Genomic DNA, 18,574 nt, shown 5'->3' on the forward strand with positions numbered 1-18,574 from the left:
GCCGCATTCCGCTGCTGGAAGGGTGAAGGCGTGCTTTTTTGGCTCTGTTGAAACCCTCAACAGCTGGTAGGAACCGCGTGCTGAATACAGAGGATTGAATCATCGATGTACTCATTGCTTTGGTGATCGGCAGGAGGGCCAGTTTCGACGATAGAATCGACGGCTAGGGAAAGTTTGTTGTATTCCGTGAGTGGTGTTTACAATCCACGGATATAGAATATGGGTATGAGTCACGGTACTGCATTGCGGGTGTTATCGTGGAATGTCCAAGGTGCAGTTCCACCGAACGGAAGTATCGAGCGAATCCAGAATCAAGTAACATATCTTGAGGATAGCGCGGGTCTGCCGGATATTGTGTTGTTGAATGAGGTGACGACAATTCAGCGTGAGCGTTGGCGAGACTTCTTAACAGAAATTGGATATGGAGAGATCGTTGATACGTTAGAGTGGGCGGCAGAACTGCGTGAAAGCACTGTCCCACCCCATCAAGATTACAACCACGTGAACGGTAATCTGATAGCTGTCCACGAAACGAGTCCTGCAAGCGATCTTGAACGGATGCCTGCGAGCATCCGATATGGGCCATGGGAGGGTTCAGATTTGAAGGACTGGGATACAAACGTCCCTGAGAAGATCCTGAACGCCAACGTTTCACTCGGGGATACGACACTTGAGTTGTGGAATGTGCGGGCGGTGCCGGGCAGTATGCACGGCGAGGAGAAAATCAAGATTCTGGAAAATGCGTACAATCGAATCAGGAAAGGGAGCGGCATGCCCTGTATTTTGGCGGGCGATTTCAATAGTCCGAATCGAGAGTTGGCAGATGGGACGATCATTCCTTGGCGGTACGAGGACAAAGGGGAGATCGCCGAACGGTGGGTAGAGGCTGAAATGAATATTCTACGCGGGTTAGAGGACCAGGGGATGGTAGATGTATTCCGGGAACAACACGGTTACGGCGATTTGGATATTCTGGACGTGAGTCACGCTACCCAAACGGAGGAACCGTTAGCGGTGGCACCAGCGGAGGTTGAAGGAAAGCGATTTGACCATATGATAGCTTCAACCGACCTCAATCCACAGGAGTGTTGGTACGAACATGAGGGCTTCAGTTGTAGTGACCATGCCCCTCTCATTGCGGAGTTCAGTCCGTAATCTGGAATCTCTTCGGTGACCGACTCGCACCCTGTATTCAGCATGAATGCTGAAATCTATCACCGATCGAGGATTTCGAGAATGGCTCTAGGATAACATCTGTCCTTCGCCGACCAAACTGCCGTCGACGATCAATCAGACTGCGCGCCCAACGCCTCAACCCCACCATCCCCGAGCCACTGCTGAAACGCCGCGGGCGGCTGGGACAACTCAACATCTTCGGGCGGCCGCACTACCTCGAATAGCGTCTCGGAGTCGTCTTGCCGGGGTAGCATGACGATCGGATCACCGGGCTCCAGCCCAGCGGCTTCCAATTGCCCTTTCGGTAGTGTCGTCGTGGGCGTCCCACTCCGATCTTGGATAGTGTAGATCTGGGCGTGTTGGAGTAGGTAGTAAATCTCGGCCTAGGAGTGGCCATCGATCACCGCGCTCCACCCTCGCCGTTCGGGCGCCGCCTCACCACCACGGTCCGAATCCAGATCCTCGGTCGCCATACCCACTCGTCGCCGCTACGCCCACATAAGCAATCCTACGTGTGCAGACATGTCCACGCGTAGCCACGGGTGGCCACGTATAGCCTTCCTGACAGATTATGTAAGCGAGCGCACGGTAGGCGGATGTACCGCCCCAGCGGTCGGGGCGAGTACCCCTACCTCTACGGGAGGAAACAGTAGTGAAATCGGAAGACACAGACGCCGACGCGAGTCCGCGGTGGACTCGCGAGTGGCACAACGTGCGAGGACGCACCGATGAGTAAGGGCCGTGGCTGGCATGGTGACTCCGAGGGACATCGCGAGGCCGGAAAGCGGGCCCACGAGACTCTCCTGCAGACGACCGCTCGTCGTCTGAAAGAACGCCTCCCTATCTTCGGAGGTGGTAAATGAACTCGAACGGCGAGGTGGCCGTCAAGCGAGACGGCCACGTTCACGCGGTTGCGGCGCCGGAACTGTCCGGCCCGATCAGCGTCGACGTCGACGCCGAACACGTTCAACTACCCCCAGGGACGCACGTTTCTTTTCAGGATCTCGACGAGCCTGACCACGCCGGGACAGCCGACAATCTCACGGCCGAAACGGATGGTGGCGCCGTCCCGACGCGGTCCGAAATCGAGATGCGTGGCGGCCTTGCGCTCGGCGAAGAGGCATCGGCGTACTGCATGGCGTTCACCGTCCTGGGGTTGCTCGTCGCCGGCTACACGTGGGGCAACGGCCAGGCCATCGTCTCTCTCTTCGTGGCGCTGGCATCTGTCGCCCTCGGCTGGTTCGCGTCTGGATCGTTCTGGCGGTGGCGGGGGGCTGGCGAGTGACGACTGCCTCGAAGGATGCGAAACTCGTCGCGATCGCGGTGGCGATGGGCTTCGGGGCGCTGGTGTTCACGCTCATCGAAATCTTCGCCCCGGAGACGGGGCTGCTCGAGACGATGGCACCGGCGATGCTCCCGATTTCGATCGTCATGATCGCGGACTTGGTTGGCTTCGCCGACAGTCCGACGCTCGGCGATCCGGAGGAGGTCCCAGAATGACCCACTCGACCGGCATCGCCGTCTCCGAGGCCTTTGCCGAGTACCTCGATGAACTCCGGCGGACGGCCCACTTCCCGCGCTGTGCATCGCTTCGCACCCAAGGCTCGCCCGGCCTGAATCCGGGCTTCACCCTTTCATGAACACTAACAGACTGACAGCAGCGCTGCTCGCGATGCTCGTCCTCGTCTCGGCGGTCGCCGGGACGGCGGGCGTCGCCCTGGCACAGTCCTCCGCGGGGGCTCCGATGCCGGAGACTTCGGCGGAGTACACGAACGAGAACTACAACATGTCCTGGTCGTCGCCACTCACCTACGAGAACGACCAGGGCGAAACCGTAACCCTCGACGCGCGCGTCAACGAGTCGGCGGACAACCCGTACTCGTTCGTCGCGACCGACGTTGAGTTCGAGGATGCGGGCGCGTTCCCGCACGACAAGTCGGGCGTCTCCGCGCTCGACGCCTCGGAGTGGTCGACCTCTGGCGCTTCGATCTCGGCGACCGACGCCGACCGTGGCCAGCTGAACATCGCCACGGACGGCTCGGTCACGGCGGGCACGACGACCACGGCCACCTTCGACAACTTCTCGATCACCTCGGATGTCCAGAAGAAGCATCTCGCCATCGCGGCGGACGTGAACACGCTGGACGCCGGTGCCACCGTCGAGATTCGTGCGATGGACTCTGACGGCGACTACGTCGCGGCGACGGTCAACGCCTCGTCTGCGGAGTCCCAGAACCTCCTGGCCAACCAGACGGGCGAGGGCTTCGTCCTCCAGCGCCAGATGGGCAAGATGTCGGTGATGGGCTCGGGCGACGGGACCATGACCGAAATCCAGAGCGTCGAGGTCGTCGTGATGGATGGTGACGCCGATGTCACGGTCTCGATGCTGAACCTCGACAAGATGTCGAAGTACACGTACGGTGTCGAGAAGGCCGACACCGACGACGATGACGACCTCGAAGAAGAGGACATCCACGAGGTCGACTCCCCCGGTGCGATTTCGATCCACGCGCTCTCATCGATGGGCGACACGTTCAGCGAGGCAACGATCAACGGCCTCACGACGGACATCGTCAAGTCGACGAGCACGCTCGACGGCGAGGATGTCGAGTACGAGTTCAACCGGACTGAGGACCGACCGGGCTACTACGGCACGGCGACGGTCTACATCCCGTCCGGTCTCCCTGCTGCCTACGACATCTCGTTCAGCAACGCAGTGACCGAGGAAGAGCAGGTGTTCCTCGAGGACCGCTACCTCGAAGTGGCCTACGCTGAGGGCGTCGGCGACACGAACCCGAAGGACGTGGATTCTTGGACGGACATCACGTCGTCGTACTCCGAGCAGGATGCGAACGTCACCATCGACGACACGATCCAGCCGGGCCAGACGAGCTACGTCAAGTACCGCCTCCAACTCCAGCAGAGCGAGTACAACGCCGCGCAGAGCTTCCTGAGTAACCTCGGCTCCGGCGGCGGTGGCGGCATGGGTCCGGGCGGCACTGGTGGCGGCATCTTCAGCTGGATCAACGGCCTCTACGCGAGTATCGTCGCGGCAGTCGGCGGCCTCTTCGCCCGCGCCAAGGGCGTGGTCTAACATGTCCAGTTCCGACAGCGGTGTCGGCAAGTGGACGAGCCGGCTCCAGCAGATCGCGAGCGTCAACGAGGGCAGCTGGACGAACGTCGTCCCGAAGACGCTCCTCTTGCCGTTCATCGCGTTCCTGACCTCGGTCGCGGACGCGATCGGCGCCATTCTGGGCATCCCGATCAACATCGCGGATGCGACCGCCGAGGCCGGCGTGTTCGCTGATGCGGACGTTGTGTCTGAGGAGCTTTTCGTGGCGATAGTGCCCGTACTCCTCACGCCGGAGCTTCAGTTCGTCGCTGAAATCAAGCAGCAACGACCGGTCCTCGGGGCCGCCACCGCGATCACCTGCCCGGAGTCTCGAACGGAGTGTATCGACAGCCTGCTTCGGATCCGGCATGAACGATCCCAAACAGCGTGGGATGTTAAAGGAATGAGTCGAAGCCGGTGGAGGGATTTGAACCCTCGGCCTATTCCTTACGAAGGAATCGCTCTGCCAGCTGAGCTACACCGGCGCGCACTCAATCGTACTGCCATGGTTCAAATAAGGGTTCCGAAACGCCCCTACCGCGACAGCCGTACGTCGAGGCAGACGTTGAGTTCGTGGGGGGCGTACGAGCGCACGACGTGCCGGGTCAGCACGTCCACGTCGTACCCCGCTGCAGCGGCCCGAATCGCCCGCTCGCCCGGCCCGAACGGGTCGTCCTCGTGCTGGATGTCGTAGTAGTGGAGGACACAGTCGTCGCTCGCGAGCGTGACGGCGGCGTCGAGAAAGTCGTCGGCGCTGTGGGGGAGGTTCATCACGATGCGGTCGGCCCACCCGTCGTAGTCGACGGCCACGTCGCGCACGTCATCCTCGATGGCCGTCACGCGGTCCGCGACGCCGTTTCGCCGGGCGTTCTCCCGCAGATACTCGACGGCGGCGGGGTTGAGGTCGACGCCGACGACGGTCGCACCGCGTGCGGCCATCGGGATCACGAACGGGCCGACGCCGGCGAACATGTCCACGGCCTGTTCGCCCGCCTCGACCTGCTCCGTGACGCGGTGGCGCTCGGTCGCCAGACGGGGAGAGAAGTACACCCGCGAGAGGTCGAGCAGATACTCGAAGCCGTACTCGCGGTGGACGGTCTCGGTAACGGGACGATCGTCCGCCGCGTCGTCGGCAGTGGCGACGACCGTCCAGTCGCGCACCCGGAGGTCGCCTTTCACCTTCGAGGCCCGGTCGATCACGGCCCGGACGGGCAGGTCGGAGTCGAGGATGGCCTCGGCAATCTCGTGCGCTCGCTCGGAGTCGTCCTCGTCGAGGATCGCCACGTCGCCGAGGCGTTCGTAGGAGGGATCGAAGCCGAGTAGGTCGGCGGGCGTCTGCTGGCGGTCGTACGCGGGCACGTCCCGGTAGACCACCTCGTACGACTCGCCCGCCGCGTCGGGATCGGTCACGGGGAGGTAGAGCGTCCCGTCCGCGACGACGATTTCGTACTCGTCGTCGAGGAGGCCCGCCGCGGCGAGATCCTGTCGCGTTCGCTCGCCTGCCTCGCGGGACACGCGCACGCAGGGCCGGTCCATACTGGCGACTCGCTGTCCGGGGGAGTAAGGGCTACGGTCGGGGATCGGTCTCGGCAGGGCGGCGGTCGGTCGCGACAGCCCGGCGCACCGCCGCGACGACGCCGTCCACGTCGTCGACGACGGTCCCGCGGTCGCGGAGACGAGAAACGAGCCGTCGTCCCCGTGCGCCGGCGACGTTGCGAGCGTCGACGGGCCGGCCGTCGACGACGACGACCGGCGTGTCGGTATCGAGGACGGCGTCGAGATTCGGGCAGTTCCCCGGCGCGACGGTCACGTCCGCGACGACGACGGTATCCGCCCGACGGACCCGCTCGGCCACCGCCGTGCGCGCCTCGTCGTCGACGGGTGCGTACGGCGGGACGGTCACGAGGTCGGCGTCGATAGTCCGGGCCGTCTCGGCGTCGGCGTCGTCGGTGCTCACGGCGCCGACCGAGCACTCGATGCCGACGGCGCCGAGACGGTGAAGCAGGGGCGTGGCGGCCCCGCCCCCGCCGACGACGTGGACGGTGGCCGGGGTCGTCTCCGGCGCGTCGTCCGCGAACGCGGTCACCGAGGCCGTCCCCGTGACCGGATGTGTCGTCACCGTCGCTCGCGCGCCGAACGCCGCCGCGACGGTCTCGTCGGTCAGCACCGATTCGGGTGGCCCGGCCGCGCGAATCCGGCCGTCGTGGAGGAGGCGGAGTTCGTCACAGTAGCGCGCCGCGAGGTCGAGGTCGTGGATGGCCGCGACGACGGTCCGCCCCTCGTCGACGAGGTCGGCCACGAGATCCAGCGTCCGGACCTGATGGTTCACGTCGAGGTCGGAGGTGGGTTCGTCGAGGAGGAGGACGGGCGTATCCTGTGCGAGCGCGCGGGCGAGGAAGACCCGCTGCCGTTCGCCCCCACTCACTTCGGTTACGGGGCGGTCGGCGAGGTGATCGACCGCGGCGCGGTCCATCGCCTCGTCGACGGCGTCGCGGTCGGCGGCCGTCCGGGTGCCGAACCGGCTGATGTGCGGAGTGCGCCCCATCTCGACGATCCGGCGGACGGGGAACTCGAAGGTCGACGCGGTCGACTGCGGGACCGTCGCCACCAGCCGACTCGCCGCGCGCGAATCGAGTTCGGCCACGTCCTGCCCGTCGACCCGGACCGACCCTCGATTGGGAGTGAGAACGCCGTTGATCGTCCGGAGGAGCGTCGTCTTCCCCGCGCCGTTCGGACCGACGAGGCCCACCAGCCGTCCCTCGTCGACGGTCGTCGACACCGCGTCGAGGACGGCCGTGCCGCCGAGGGTGACGGAGATTCCGTCGACCTCGATGGCGGGCGTCACGGCGCGTGCACCTCCCGCTTGCGGAGCAGGTAGAGGAAGAAGGGCGCGCCGACCGCGGCGGTGACGATGCCGACGGGAAGTTCGGCGGTGCCGGCGCGGGCGACGGTGTCGGTGGCGACGAGGAAGGCGGCGCCCGCGAGCGCGCTCGTCGGCAGGAGGATGCGGTGGTCCGGGCCGACGAGCAGGCGCATAACGTGGGGGACGACGAGGCCGACGAAGCCGATGACGCCCGCGACGGCGACGGCAGCCGCGGTCAACAGGCTCGACACGGTGAGCAGGAGGCGTTTGGTCCGTTCGACCTCGATGCCGAGCGAGTGGGCGTCCTCCTCGCCGAGCAAGAGGACGTTGAGGTCGCGCGCGTACGCGAGAAGGCCGAGAAAGCCGGGGACGACGACCGCGGCGGCGATGGTCGCTTCCGTCCACGTGCTGTGGTGGAGGTGGCCCATCAGCCAGTAGATCGCCTCCCGGAGGTCGCGCCCCGCGCTGACGAGCATAAAGGAGACGGCCGCGCCGAGAAACGTCTGGACCGCGATCCCCGCGAGCAACAGGGTCTGGACGGGGGTCCGTCCGCCCTCCGACGCGAGGACGTAGACGCCGAAGGCGGCGACCAGCGCGCCGACGAAGGCGGCGATAGGGAGCGCGACCGGAACGGCGACTGGCGCGACGATGGCCGCGACGGCACCCGTCGCCGCCCCGGCGGAGACGCCGACGATGGAGGGATCGGCCATCGGGTTCCGGAAGAAGCCCTGCATCACCGTCCCTGCCGACGCGAGCGCGAAGCCGACGACCGCGCCGAGGACGATCCGCGGAAGGCGAATCGACATGACGATCGTCCGGTGGCTCTCCGGGGCGTTCGCCGTACTGCCGAGAACCGCTGCGAGCGCGATCTCCGCGACACTCCTGGCACCGATCTCGACGGGTCCGATCGTGGCGCTGGCGAGCGTCACGGCCACGAGCGCACCGAGTAGCCCGCCGACCCACGCGCCCGTGCGGACGCTCGTTCTCATGGGTTACAGCCGCGCTTGCAGTAGGTAAATATTTGTTGCATACCGCCACAGAATCGACCAGTGCGACTCGTCTCGGCGGTCCTCGTGTTTACCCTCGTCGTGGCGCTCGGCGTCGGAGCGACGGCCCCGACGGCCACGGCGGCCGATTCGTCGGACTCACTTGCCCAGCGAACTGCCGGCGACTGTTCGTTCCCAGTGACGCGGACCGACGCCACCGGGACCGCCGTGACGCTCTCCGAGCGCCCGGAGCGGATCGCTACCCTCAGTCCGAGCGCCGCGCAGACGCTCTGGGAGATCGGCGCTCGCGACCGTGTCGTCGGCGTCTCCGAGTTCGCGGGCTACCTCGACGGCGCCGCGTCTCTGCCCGTCGTCAACACGGCCAGCGGCGGCATCCAGTCCGAACGGCTGGTAGCGCTCGATCCCGACCTCGTGATCGCGCCCGGGACGATCTCGAACGAGACGGTCGCGACGCTCCGCGACCAGGGCCTGACCGTCTACGCTATGGACTCCCCGGCGACCATCGAGGGCGTCGCCGACGCGACGACGCGTCTCGGCCGCCTCACCGGCGAGTGTGCCGGCGCCGCCGAGACGAACGCCTGGATGCGCGCGAACGTCGCCGCCGTCCGCGAAGCCGTCGACGACGACCCCCGCCCGACCGCACTCTACGTCTTCTCCGACGGCTGGACGGTCGGTGCGGACACGTTCATCAGCGACGTGATGACGGCCGCGGGGACGCGCAACGCCGTTGCCGGCGTGGTGTCGGGTTACGCGCGGGTCAGTCCGGAAGTCGTCCGGGAGCGCGATCCCGCGTGGATCGTCTACAACTCCCGCGACGGCATCCCCGACGCGGCCGCGTATCGGGGGACGAAGGCGGTGCAGGAGAACCGGACCGTCGAGGTGAACGTGAACTACCTCAACCAGCCGGCGCCCCGGAGCATCGTCCGCACCGTCCGAACCATCGCCACCGCGATCCACCCCGCTGCCGTCGACGAGTCGAGTTACGTGCCGCGGTCGGCCGTCGAGTCGGCGAACGCGACTGCGACGGCCACCGCCACGCCGACGCCGACGGACCGCGCGACGACCGGCGGCGGCCCGGGGTTCGGCGTCGGCACTGCCCTCGTCGGAGTCCTGTTCGCTCTCCTCGTCGCCCGCGGACGCCGTCGCTGACGCCGCCGCTATCCAAAACCGTATTACGGCCGGCCCGCCGCGTAGGCGTATGGTAGAGAACGTCATCTGGCCCGCCTATCTCGACGCGTCGAAGACGCGTGCGGAGGGGCGGCGCGTCCCTCGCGATCAGGCGGTCGATGAGCCGACCGTCGACGAAATCGCCGAGGCCGTCCAGCAGGTCGGCTACGATGCGGTCATCGAACGCGACAAGACCTACTCCCGGGAGTTCGAACCCCGTGGACGGGTGCTGGTGCAGGGCGCCGACGACGCGACGAAAAACGACCTCGTGCAGGCCGTCGCGGCCTACGTGGGGATTCTCCGGGACTGATCTCGTGTACCGTCTCGGCACCGTCACCCGGACCGCACAGGGATTGGCTATCGTCCGCTGTGACGAGGGCGCGGACGCGCCCGACATCGGCCTGACCGCGGTCGACGAGTCGCTCTCGGGCGTCGGCCGCGTCGTCGACGTGTTCGGTCCCGTGGACCGCCCGTATCTCGCCGTCTCGCCGGCCGACCGCGTTCGCCTCCCCGACCTCCTCGGGACGAAACTCTACGCGCGATGAGTGGACGGATGCCGCAACCCCCAAACCGCCCGCCGTCTAACGGACGACTACCATGAACGCGCGCGAGGTTCGCGGCGTCGCCGTCGCCGCGTTGCTCTTCTTGCTCATCCAGGTCGGCGCACTCGCGATGGTCGGTCCCTTCGAGACGGCGGGCTATCAGGCCGTCGAGGACCCCTCCGATCCGACCAACAGCCTCGTCTACATCGGTGCCATCCTCGTCGCCACGGCGCTGATGCTCGCGGCGTTCAAGTACGCCTTCGAGCAGGCGGTCAAGGCCGTCGTCGTCGGCTCCAGCGCCCTCGTCTCGTGGTACGTCTTCGCCGTCGTCGCCCCGCCACTGGTCACGGTCGCGTCGGTCAACCTCGTCGCCGTCGCGCTCTCGGTGGGCGTCGCCATCGCCCTCCTGCTGTATCCGGAGTGGTACGTCATCGACGCCGCGGGAGTGGTGATGGGTATCGGCGCCGGCGCCCTCTTCGGCATCAGTTTCGGCCTGCTCCCGGCCGTCGTCCTCCTCTCCGTGCTGGCCGTCTACGACGCCATCAGCGTCTACGGCACCGAACACATGCTCAGCCTCGCGGAAGGCGTGATGGAACTGCGCATCCCCGTCATCCTCGTCGTCCCGCTCTCCTTCTCGTACTCCCTGCTGGCGGACGACTTCTCGGGGGCGAGTGGGGTACACGAGGACGAAGACGAGTCCGAGAACGCCGGCGACGACGCCCCCGACACTCCCACCCCAGCGACCGACGGTGAAGGGGAAAGCGACGACCCGGATTCGGACACGGTGGCCAACCGCGACGCCTTCTTCATCGGCCTCGGCGACGCCGTCATGCCGACCGTCATGGTCGCCAGCGCCGCCTTCTTCTCGCCGGCGGCGTCGCTCGGCGTCGCTGTCCTTCCCGCGCTCAACCTCCCCGCACTGCTGTCGATGATCGGGACGTTCCTCGGCCTCGGCATCCTGCTCTGGGCCGTGATGAAAGGCCGCGCGCACGCCGGCCTTCCGCTCCTGAACGGCGGCGCTATCGGCGGCTACCTCCTCGGGTCGGCCCTCGCGGGCATTCCCCTGATCCGGGCGCTGGGGCTGGCGCCGTACCTCTAGTCCGCCTTCGCTTCCGCGCCTGCCCGCACCTTCACGGCCATCCCCGCCTCGAAGTCACGCATGGCGTCCGCGGCGAGTTCCGCCCGCCCGACCGCGAGTACGTCGCCGTCGGTGTGGACCACCGCCACCTCGTCGTTCGGGCGCACGTCGTCGTCGACGGCCTGCACGAACTTCGCGAAGACGTTCTTCCCGTCACGGACGAAGGGTTCGCTCTCGGAGCCAACGACGACACGGGCCGCCGGTTTGGGAAGCGTCGCGACCAGTCGGCGGCCACCTTCGAGGCCGAGCGTGAAGCGGCCGTCCGTCCCGTAGGAGACGAGACGCCCTGCCTCGGCGCGCACCTGTCGCGGCCGTCCGCTCGTCGAGTGGGTGACCTCGAACTCCTCTGTCGGCGGAAAGAGTGCCGCTCCCGCGCCGGCACCGAACTGGTAGTCGGCCACCGTCCGGAGGCGGGCGAGTTCGTCGTCCATGGGCACCGTCACCCGGCCACGCTCAAAAGGCTTCCCAGTGTGGTGTCACTCCGATTCGAGCCCCTCGGTCAGCCAGTCGGGGGCTGCGTGCGTATCGAGCGTCTCCACGACGTCGAGGACCTTGTGCCGGAAGGCCCGGAGCGCCGCCTCGCCGGTCGGCGTCAGCGTGATCGGGTCGGACCGACCGACACTGTCGTCGTCGATGGTGACGTACTCGCGGGTTTCGAGTTCGGCCAACGCGCGCTCCCGGAAGGTGCGGTACGCGCCCTTCTGCTGGCTGGGGCCGATGTCACCGAAGCCGGTCACCTGCCCGGCGGGCACGTCCGCGCTCCGAACGATCCGTTCGGCGAACGGAATCGCCCCGTCGAGTTCGGCCTGCAGCCGGATCGCCTCGTCGATCAGGTCGCGTTTCTTGGGCGTGTACACGTCCGTATCGAGCGTGGCGATGATCGCCATCGTCGCCACCTCGTCGCGCGAGGGCGACTCGATGGGGTAGTCGGGGACGACGGACACCTCGTTCTCGCGGTCCGTGACCGTCTCCATGTCGGCCGTCGGCACGTGGTACGCCTCGGCGTCCGTATCGTCGTCCATACAGGCGAGCGCGGCGCCGATGGTCGCGAGTCGACTCCCGGTCGAGACGTTCACCCGCACCGTGTCGTCCGGGGCGTGACGGTCCGCGAGCGTCGTCACCAGCCCCAGTATCGCGTACACCGTCCCGTGGTCGACCGACTCGACCGCGGTCTCGACCCCCTCGGACGCGAGTCGCTCGACGACCGTCTCGGCCCGCGCTACCGACGACTCCGCCTCGTCGGCCAGGAGGTACACGCGGTCGGCGGCCATCTTGCGCACCGGCGAGACCATCCGCTCGATATCCTCCCCCACCGGTACGATGTGAACGCGCTTGGCAAACATCCGTACCGTCCGATAGGATGGTGGGGTAGTAATTCTATGGCCGTTACAATCGTTACTGGCGCTCGTCGTGGGGCTGTGGTTCTCGCGTCCAGTCGAGCGGACCGCCACCGCAACGCTTAGACGCCGACCGGCCGGACGAGCCACTATGGCACACCGACTCGGCGAGAGCGACTGGGGTGACTGGCTCCCGACGGCCGTGGCCGACGCCGACCCCGACGGCGTCGCAGTCTGGTATCTGGGGTGTAACGGCTTCGTCCTCAAGGGTCGCGATGGGACGACACTCTTCATCGACCCCTACTGTGGTCTCGGCGATCCACCGCGGACGCTCCGGATGCTCCCGGTACCCTTCGACCCGTCGGACGTGCAGGACGCGGACGCGATTCTCGCCACGCACGAACACTCAGATCACGTCCACGGCCCGACGCAGGCGCCCATCCTCGCGGCGACCGGCGCCGACTACTACGCCCCCGACGCCAGCATGGCGATCGTCGAGCGACAGGGATGGATCGACGAGTGGAGCGCCGTCGCCGAACAGTTCGTCACCGTCTCGGAGGACGAGACGTTCGACATCGGGGAGTTCACGATCCACGTCGTTCCCGTGAACGACCCCGACGCCGACCACCCCGTCGGGTACGTGATCGAACACGACGCGGGCACCGTCTTCCACGGCGGTGACACGCGCCACGCCGACTCCTTCACCGGCCTCGCCGACCGGTTCGACATCGACCTCGGCGTCCTCGCGTTCGGGTCGGCCGGGCGCATTCCGGACAAGCAGACCCGCGAGCCGAAACGGACGCAGTGGTACGCCGACGAGAACGAGGTGATCCGCGCGGCGAACGCGCTCGAACTCGATCGTCTGATCCCGAGTCACTGGGACATCTGGAAGGGATTGAACGCCGATCCGACCGTTCTCCACCACCACGCCCGGAGTTTCGACTACCCCGAACGACTGGAGATCGTCGAGATCGGGGATCGCGTCGATCTGTAGGTCGCCGGGACTGCGCGATTCTCTCCTGCCGGTTGTTTTATGCTCCCACTCGGAACAGTATGGCGCATGGCGGAGGACCCAGACCCCGACATCCCGGTATCCGTGACGACGGGCGAGGTGCGCGTGGGGAAGGCGTTCGAGGCCGACCGGTTTCCGGTCCCGGCCATCGCCTTCGAGATCGAATCGCTGGCCGACGAGCCGATCCGAATCCAGCTCGTCGACGACATCCCCGAGTCGTTCCCGATGGAGGGCGTAGGTTTCCATCCCGATTACGAGGGCGACAACTGGACCGCGTACCGCGACAACCGCGTCGCCTACGAGCGGGCGCTCGAACCCGGCGAGTCCGTACTCACCGTCTACGGCATCCGTATCGACGACCCCGAAGAGGCCGAGGACTTCCTCAACGACCCCGAGATCGAACTGATCGAACACGGCGAGGCCGCGGAGGCCGGCGACGTACTCGGCCGGGAGACGACGCAGGTCGTTCGCGACGCCCTCTCGGGCGAGGAATCCGACGATCTCGGGGAACTCAGATCCGGATCCGGCCCACTCCTCGACGCGCCCGAACCGCGCGACCGGGTCGCGGACCCCGTTCGCGTCACCGGGGACCGGGACGAGAGCGTGGTGGCCATCGCTATCGACGAGGAAGCCGAAGCGGAGGACGAGGAAGCCGAAGCGGAGGACGAGGGCGACGACACCGTGCCGTCCACAGTGGCCGCCGAGACGCTCGATCCGCGGTCGACTGACGACGACGCGGAGGCGGCCGAGGATGCGCAGGCCGAATCGGAGGTGGAGGCGGACGACGATGCCGACGAGACGCCGGCACCCGCCGTCACCACAACGACCGAATCGGTCGCCGCCACCCTCGCCGCCGAGATCCGGGCCGGTACGGTCGACGACGACGATCTGGCCGTCCTGCAGGAGGCGTTCGAGGGGGAGGTCCCGACGAGCGTCGACGTGCGGGTGGGGCGACTCCAGTCGCAGATCGAGGATCTGCTCGCCTACCGCGACGCCCTCGCGGACTTCCTCGACGAGAACGGGACTGCCGAGGAAGTGGTGGGCGAGGTGAGCGAGGACCTGCGCGACCTGACCGACCGGGTCGAGTCGCTCGAAGACGCGCTAGCTGAGGCCGACGACGACCGGGCGGCGATTCGGGAGGAGGTGTCGGCCGTGACCGACCGCGTCGACGACGTGGCCGACCGGGTCGAGACGGTCGCGGACGACCTCGACGAACTGGAGACGACCGCCGAGACCCTCGAAGAACGCCTCGACTCGGTCGAAGAACTCGAATCGGACATCGAGGACATCGAGACGGAACTGGACGAACTCCGTTCGTTCCGCGACCGCCTGAGTAGCGCTTTCGGCACTGGCGACGAGTAGCGTAGTCAGGGTCCTCGCGCCGCGCGAGCCTCCGCCGCGCCGAAAGCGCAATCGGTAAAGCCCGCGCCCGTGTGCATTCGACAATGACCGAGACGGTCCGGGTCGCCGTCCCGCGGAAGGGACGCCCGCTGGAGGCAGTTCTCGAACGCTTCGCGGCCGTCGCCGGGGCCGACGCCCTCGCGGACGACGTCTCCTCGACGCTTCGGTACGAGAAAGCGATCACCAAAGGGAAGACGACCCCCGAGCGCGACGTGTACGAACGGCTGGCGGCCTACAGCGACCTCTCGGACCCGCATCGACCGGAGTACACGCTCCTCCGCGACGACCGCGAGGGCAAGCCTCGTCGGATCGTCTTCGACAGCGTCTCTGTCACGATCGACGGAGAGGGACCACGTCCCTCAGGCAGTCGGCCGTCGGCCGACGACGGGGTGACGGTCGAACTGATCGGCCGGGAGGAACCCTTCCGCGCCCTCCGCACCCACGAGTTCGGTCTCGGCTTCGACAGCGCCGACCTCGTGTTGGAGGAAGTCGTCACGCTGGGCGAGACGGGTGTCGAGTCCATCGCCGACGTGAACGCCCGGATCGATCCGCGCGATACGGACGTGCGGGTCGTCAGCGGCCTCGGCGACACCGTGTATCACACGCTCCTAGCGACGCCAGAGGTGCTCCCGCCCGGTGCGGAGCTAGACCGCGAGTTCGTCACCGACTACGAGGGGCCGCTGTGTATCTCACCGCGGTACGAACGGCTCGTCGAGGCCGTTCTCGGCACACGGGCCATCGAAACCGTCGAGTTCGTCTATCCCGATCCGGCGGTAGAGGAGGAGGCCGCCATCGCGGACGCCGGATTGGGCGTCTACCTCACGATGACGGGGTCGACGGCGCGGGAACACGGTCTCGTCGTCGGTGACGATCTGTTCCCGAGCGAGACGGTGTTGATGGAGAACGTCGCGGAGGCGGGGCCGGCCGCGGAACGACTGAAGTCGGCGCTGACTGGAGCGGATCTGGAGACGGCGATCCGACCCTAGGCGGCGCGCGCCGCGTCCGGATCGGTTCCGGCTTCCAGCAGTTCGGTGTAGCGGTTGCGGACGGTCACTTCGGACACGTCGCTCACGGAGCACACCTCCTTCTGCGTGATTTTCTCGCCTTCCAGGATCGAGGCGGCGTAGAGCGCCGCCGCCGCGAGGCCGACGGGACTTTTCCCGCTGTGGACGCCGCTCTCCATGCCCTCTTCGAGGAGGTTGCGGGCGCGGGTCGTCGTGTCGCCGTCGAGTTCGAGGTCGGACGCGAACCGCGGGAGATATTCGAGCGGGTTGGCGGGTTCGATGGCGAGGCCGAGTTCGCGGACGATGTAGCGGTAGGCCCGCGAGAACTCCTTGCGGTCGACGCGGCTGACGGGTTCGAACTCGTCGAGACTCCGCGGCACCGACGCCTGCCGGGCGGCGGCGTACAGGGAGGCCGTCGCCATCGCCTCGATGGATCGACCACGGAGGAGGTCGTCCTCGAGTGCCCGGCGGTAGACGACGCTCGCGGTCTCGCGGACGTTCTCGGGGAGGCCGAGCGCCGACGACATCCGGTCGATCTCGCCAAGCGCCTGCTTCAGGTTGCGCTCCTGCGCGTTCTTCGAGCGGAAGCGCTCGTCCCAGGTCCGGAGGCGCTGGAGTTTCCGACGCTTGCTCCCGTCGATGGTTCGGCCTTTGGCGTCGCGGTCCTGCCAGTCGATGACCGACGAGAGACCGTCGTCGTGGAGGAGTTTCGTCGTCGGGGCGCCGACCCGGCTCTTCTCGGCGCGCTCGTTCGAGTCGAAGGCGCGCCACTCGGGGCCGTGGTCGATTTCGTCCGCCTCGACGACGAGACCACACGCCTCACACACCGTCTCGCCGCGTGCTTCGTCGACGACGAGCGCCGAATCACACTCCGGACAGACGCGTTCGTCGGTCTCCGTCCGTGTCTCGGTCGTCGTACGCTGTTCCCCACCGGTCTCTCGGAGGGTTTCGGACTGCTGACTCATGATTGGGTGTCGCGGCGCGTGGCCGCAGTTTTCCTCTGGCTCACACCTATGATTGGTAGTATCTTAATAGTTTCCACTATGTTTTGATTCCAATAGAAACAGCATATGTGTCGAGACCTCATAGCACACGGCGGTCGACCCGACTCTTTTTGGTGGTGTCAACCTTACCCAGGAGCGACACGGGAGACACGCGTGACGAACAACATCACACCGGACACTGGAACGGACTCGCTCGTCGAGGAGGTCGTCAGTACGCTCCGGACGTTCGAGCTCACCGAGTACGAGGCGAAATGTTTCGTGGCCCTGACGCGCCTGCGCGAGGGCACGGCGAAAGAGGTGAGCGACGTCGCGGACGTGCCGCGGGCGCGCATCTACGACAGCATGGACGCGCTCCAGGATCGGGGGCTGGTGAGCGTTCAGGAGTCCAAACCACGCCGGTTCCGGGCCGTCTCCCCCCGCGAAGCGGTCGACCTCCTCGAACGTGAGTGTCGGAGCCGACTGGATCGCCTCGGTACCGTCCTCCCCCGGCTGGGCTCACCGGAGCGGTCGACCGGCGCCGGCGAAGTCTGGACGATGGAGGGCGAGGCCGCCGTCTCGGAACGCCTCGCCACGCTCGTCATCGACGCCGACGACGAGGTGTTGTTCGCCGTCGCCACCGAGGCGCTCCTCGGTGACGACCTGATCGACGCGCTGGCCGATGCGACCGACCGCGGCGTCGACGTGGTGATCGGCTCGCCCGCCGAGCCGATCCGGGAGCGCCTGCAGGAGGCAGTCCCCGACGCCGACGTGGTCGAGACGTGGACGTGGTGGGAGTCTCATCCCATTCAGCCCGGCGCCGTCACGAGCGTTTGCATGGTCGACGGCGACGCCCTCCTCGTCAGCGCCGACGCCGCGACCGACCTCCCCGGCGTCCGCAAACACCGCGCCATCTGGACCGACAGCGCCGAGGCACCGGTCGTCGGCCTGATGCGGCCACTCCTCTCGACGGCGATCCGCAGTGGCGATTAGGGAAAAGAACCGTCCTCGACCGCGTCGCGGTACGCTGCCACCGCGTCCTCGATTTCTCTCCGCACGTCCCCGAACTGCTCGGCAAAGGGCGGAACCGACTCCGAGAGTCCGATCACGTCCGTCAGCACGAGTACCTGTCCGTCGGTCTCCGGGCCGGCACCGATACCGATCACCGGGATGTCGAGAGCAGCGGTCACCTCGGCGGCCAACTCGTCGGGAACGTGTTCGAGGACGAGCGAGAACGCCCCCGCGGACTCGTGTTTCGCGGCGAGATCACGGATCTCCGCCGCCGCCTCCTCGGTCGTCCCCTGTCGCGCGTAGCCGCCGATCTGGTTGCGCCGCTGGGGCGTCAGTCCGAGATGCGCCATCACCGGAATCCCGAGGTCCACGAGGCGTTCGGTCAGGTCGACCGTATGTGGTCCGGATTCGATTTTGACCGCGTTGGCCCCCGCTTCCTTGATCAGGCGCCCCGCGTTCTCGATGCCCACACCCTTCGTCGTCCCGTAACTCAGGAAGGGCATGTCGGCGACGACGAGGGCGTCGTCCACCGCCCGGGCGACTGCGCCGGTGTGACTGGCCACTTCTTCCATCGTCACCGGGAGCGTCGACTCGTAGCCGAGCACCGCGTTGCCCATGCTGTCGCCGACGAGGATCAGGTCGATGCCCGCCTCGTCGACGATGGCCGCCGTCGGCGCGTCGTACGCCGTCAGCATCGTCAGCGGTTCGTCGCCCTCCGGTGCCCGCTGAATCTCCTGTACCGTTGGCATCGTCCGTGGATCGGTCGCCGGGGAATTAACGCTACTCCCTTTCACCCGGACACGACTCGGCCCTTTGGTTCCTGA

Annotated in this window: 20 protein-coding genes and 1 tRNA gene; 13 read left to right on the plus strand and 8 right to left on the minus strand. The window is 66.8% G+C overall.

The genetic code is table 11. The annotated features are described in order from the left end of the window. Positions 1-225: 225 nt before the first annotated feature. The 5 genes from DU502_RS07740 to DU502_RS07755 all read left to right on the plus strand — a co-directional run bounded on the left by DU502_RS07740 (position 226) and on the right by DU502_RS07755 (position 4,270). Complete coding sequence (locus DU502_RS07740; RefSeq protein ID WP_241966745.1) at positions 226-1,155, plus strand: endonuclease/exonuclease/phosphatase family protein; 930 nt, start codon at positions 226-228, stop codon at positions 1,153-1,155. Positions 1,156-2,035: 880 nt separating this feature from the next. Then, on the plus strand, positions 2,036-2,461 hold the full coding sequence (locus DU502_RS07745; protein ID WP_121918819.1) for a hypothetical protein: 426 nt from the start codon (positions 2,036-2,038) through the stop codon (positions 2,459-2,461). Next, entirely contained in the window at positions 2,458-2,676 is a 219-nt protein-coding gene (locus DU502_RS07750) for a hypothetical protein (RefSeq protein WP_121918820.1), read from the plus strand. The genes DU502_RS07745 and DU502_RS07750 overlap by 4 nt, the downstream gene beginning before the upstream one ends. Beyond that, positions 2,673-2,816, plus strand: coding sequence for a hypothetical protein (locus DU502_RS18215; protein WP_158601109.1), 144 nt, complete (start codon positions 2,673-2,675; stop codon positions 2,814-2,816). Before DU502_RS07750 ends, DU502_RS18215 begins: the two co-directional genes overlap by 4 nt. Then, positions 2,813-4,270 (plus strand): hypothetical protein, encoded by a 1,458-nt coding sequence (locus DU502_RS07755; protein WP_124897046.1) that lies wholly within the window; start codon positions 2,813-2,815, stop codon positions 4,268-4,270. The genes DU502_RS18215 and DU502_RS07755 overlap by 4 nt, the downstream gene beginning before the upstream one ends. A 430-nt stretch (positions 4,271-4,700) precedes the next feature. Here the strand turns inward: DU502_RS07755 and DU502_RS07765 are convergent. The 4 genes from DU502_RS07765 to btuC all read right to left on the minus strand — a co-directional run bounded on the left by DU502_RS07765 (position 4,701) and on the right by btuC (position 8,140). Next, positions 4,701-4,773 (minus strand) — tRNA-Thr (locus tag DU502_RS07765). Between the two features lie 49 nt (positions 4,774-4,822). Next, complete coding sequence (locus DU502_RS07770) at positions 4,823-5,824, minus strand: class I SAM-dependent methyltransferase (RefSeq protein WP_121918822.1); 1,002 nt, start codon at positions 5,822-5,824, stop codon at positions 4,823-4,825. A gap of 31 nt (positions 5,825-5,855) precedes the next feature. Beyond that, on the minus strand, positions 5,856-7,133 hold the full coding sequence (locus DU502_RS07775) for an ATP-binding cassette domain-containing protein (RefSeq protein ID WP_121918823.1): 1,278 nt from the start codon (positions 7,131-7,133) through the stop codon (positions 5,856-5,858). Further along, a complete protein-coding gene (gene btuC, locus DU502_RS07780; RefSeq protein ID WP_121918824.1) occupies positions 7,130-8,140 on the minus strand; it encodes a vitamin B12 ABC transporter permease BtuC in 1,011 nt (336 codons plus the stop codon). The genes DU502_RS07775 and btuC overlap by 4 nt, the downstream gene beginning before the upstream one ends. Before the next feature lie 60 nt (positions 8,141-8,200). Between btuC and DU502_RS07785 the strand changes: the two genes are divergently transcribed. From DU502_RS07785 to DU502_RS07800, 4 genes are read left to right on the plus strand one after another with little or no spacing between them, the layout of a single operon-like run. Further along, on the plus strand, positions 8,201-9,307 hold the full coding sequence (locus tag DU502_RS07785) for a PGF-CTERM-anchored ABC transporter substrate-binding protein (protein WP_158601110.1): 1,107 nt from the start codon (positions 8,201-8,203) through the stop codon (positions 9,305-9,307). A 49-nt stretch (positions 9,308-9,356) separates the two neighbouring features. After that, the gene (gene srp19, locus DU502_RS07790; RefSeq protein WP_121918826.1) at positions 9,357-9,635 is read left to right on the plus strand and encodes a signal recognition particle subunit SRP19; all 279 of its coding nucleotides are present in this window, start codon (positions 9,357-9,359) and stop codon (positions 9,633-9,635) included. Between the two features lie 4 nt (positions 9,636-9,639). Then, positions 9,640-9,870, plus strand: coding sequence for an H/ACA ribonucleoprotein complex subunit GAR1 (locus DU502_RS07795; protein ID WP_121918827.1), 231 nt, complete (start codon positions 9,640-9,642; stop codon positions 9,868-9,870). Between the two features lie 52 nt (positions 9,871-9,922). Further along, positions 9,923-10,966: a presenilin family intramembrane aspartyl protease PSH gene (locus DU502_RS07800; RefSeq protein WP_121918828.1), complete on the plus strand. Its 1,044-nt coding sequence runs from the start codon at positions 9,923-9,925 to the stop codon at positions 10,964-10,966. Here the strand turns inward: DU502_RS07800 and DU502_RS07805 are convergent. Then, complete coding sequence (locus DU502_RS07805; RefSeq protein ID WP_121918829.1) at positions 10,963-11,436, minus strand: PUA domain-containing protein; 474 nt, start codon at positions 11,434-11,436, stop codon at positions 10,963-10,965. The two genes, DU502_RS07800 and DU502_RS07805, sit on opposite strands and share 4 nt — an antisense overlap. A gap of 45 nt (positions 11,437-11,481) precedes the next feature. Next, on the minus strand, positions 11,482-12,348 hold the full coding sequence (locus DU502_RS07810; RefSeq protein ID WP_121918830.1) for an HFX_2341 family transcriptional regulator domain-containing protein: 867 nt from the start codon (positions 12,346-12,348) through the stop codon (positions 11,482-11,484). Positions 12,349-12,493: 145 nt separating this feature from the next. Here DU502_RS07810 and DU502_RS07815 point away from each other — a divergent pair, with 145 nt between their 5' ends. The 3 genes from DU502_RS07815 to DU502_RS07825 all read left to right on the plus strand — a co-directional run bounded on the left by DU502_RS07815 (position 12,494) and on the right by DU502_RS07825 (position 15,741). Beyond that, entirely contained in the window at positions 12,494-13,336 is an 843-nt protein-coding gene (locus DU502_RS07815) for an MBL fold metallo-hydrolase (RefSeq protein WP_121918831.1), read from the plus strand. 66 nt (positions 13,337-13,402) lie between these two features. Next, positions 13,403-14,716, plus strand: a complete 1,314-nt coding sequence (locus DU502_RS07820) for a hypothetical protein (protein ID WP_121918832.1) — start codon at positions 13,403-13,405, stop codon at positions 14,714-14,716. An 83-nt stretch (positions 14,717-14,799) separates the two neighbouring features. Beyond that, entirely contained in the window at positions 14,800-15,741 is a 942-nt protein-coding gene (locus DU502_RS07825) for a hypothetical protein (protein ID WP_121918833.1), read from the plus strand. Here the strand turns inward: DU502_RS07825 and DU502_RS07830 are convergent. Further along, positions 15,738-16,724 carry a transcription initiation factor IIB gene (locus DU502_RS07830; RefSeq protein ID WP_121918834.1) on the minus strand — a complete coding sequence of 329 codons (987 nt, stop codon included), beginning with the start codon at positions 16,722-16,724 and terminating at the stop codon, positions 15,738-15,740. The two genes, DU502_RS07825 and DU502_RS07830, sit on opposite strands and share 4 nt — an antisense overlap. 192 nt (positions 16,725-16,916) lie before the next feature. On the opposite strand from DU502_RS07830, the gene DU502_RS07835 reads away from it, so the two are divergent. Next, the gene (locus DU502_RS07835; protein ID WP_199722641.1) at positions 16,917-17,732 is read left to right on the plus strand and encodes a TrmB family transcriptional regulator; all 816 of its coding nucleotides are present in this window, start codon (positions 16,917-16,919) and stop codon (positions 17,730-17,732) included. Here DU502_RS07835 and panB read toward each other — a convergent pair. Next, positions 17,729-18,499 carry a 3-methyl-2-oxobutanoate hydroxymethyltransferase gene (gene panB, locus DU502_RS07840; RefSeq protein WP_121918836.1) on the minus strand — a complete coding sequence of 257 codons (771 nt, stop codon included), beginning with the start codon at positions 18,497-18,499 and terminating at the stop codon, positions 17,729-17,731. The two genes, DU502_RS07835 and panB, sit on opposite strands and share 4 nt — an antisense overlap. Between the last annotated feature and the right edge of the window lie 75 nt (positions 18,500-18,574).

Source organism: Haloplanus aerogenes, from assembly GCF_003856835.1.
Lineage (GTDB): Archaea > Halobacteriota > Halobacteria > Halobacteriales > Haloferacaceae > Haloplanus > Haloplanus aerogenes.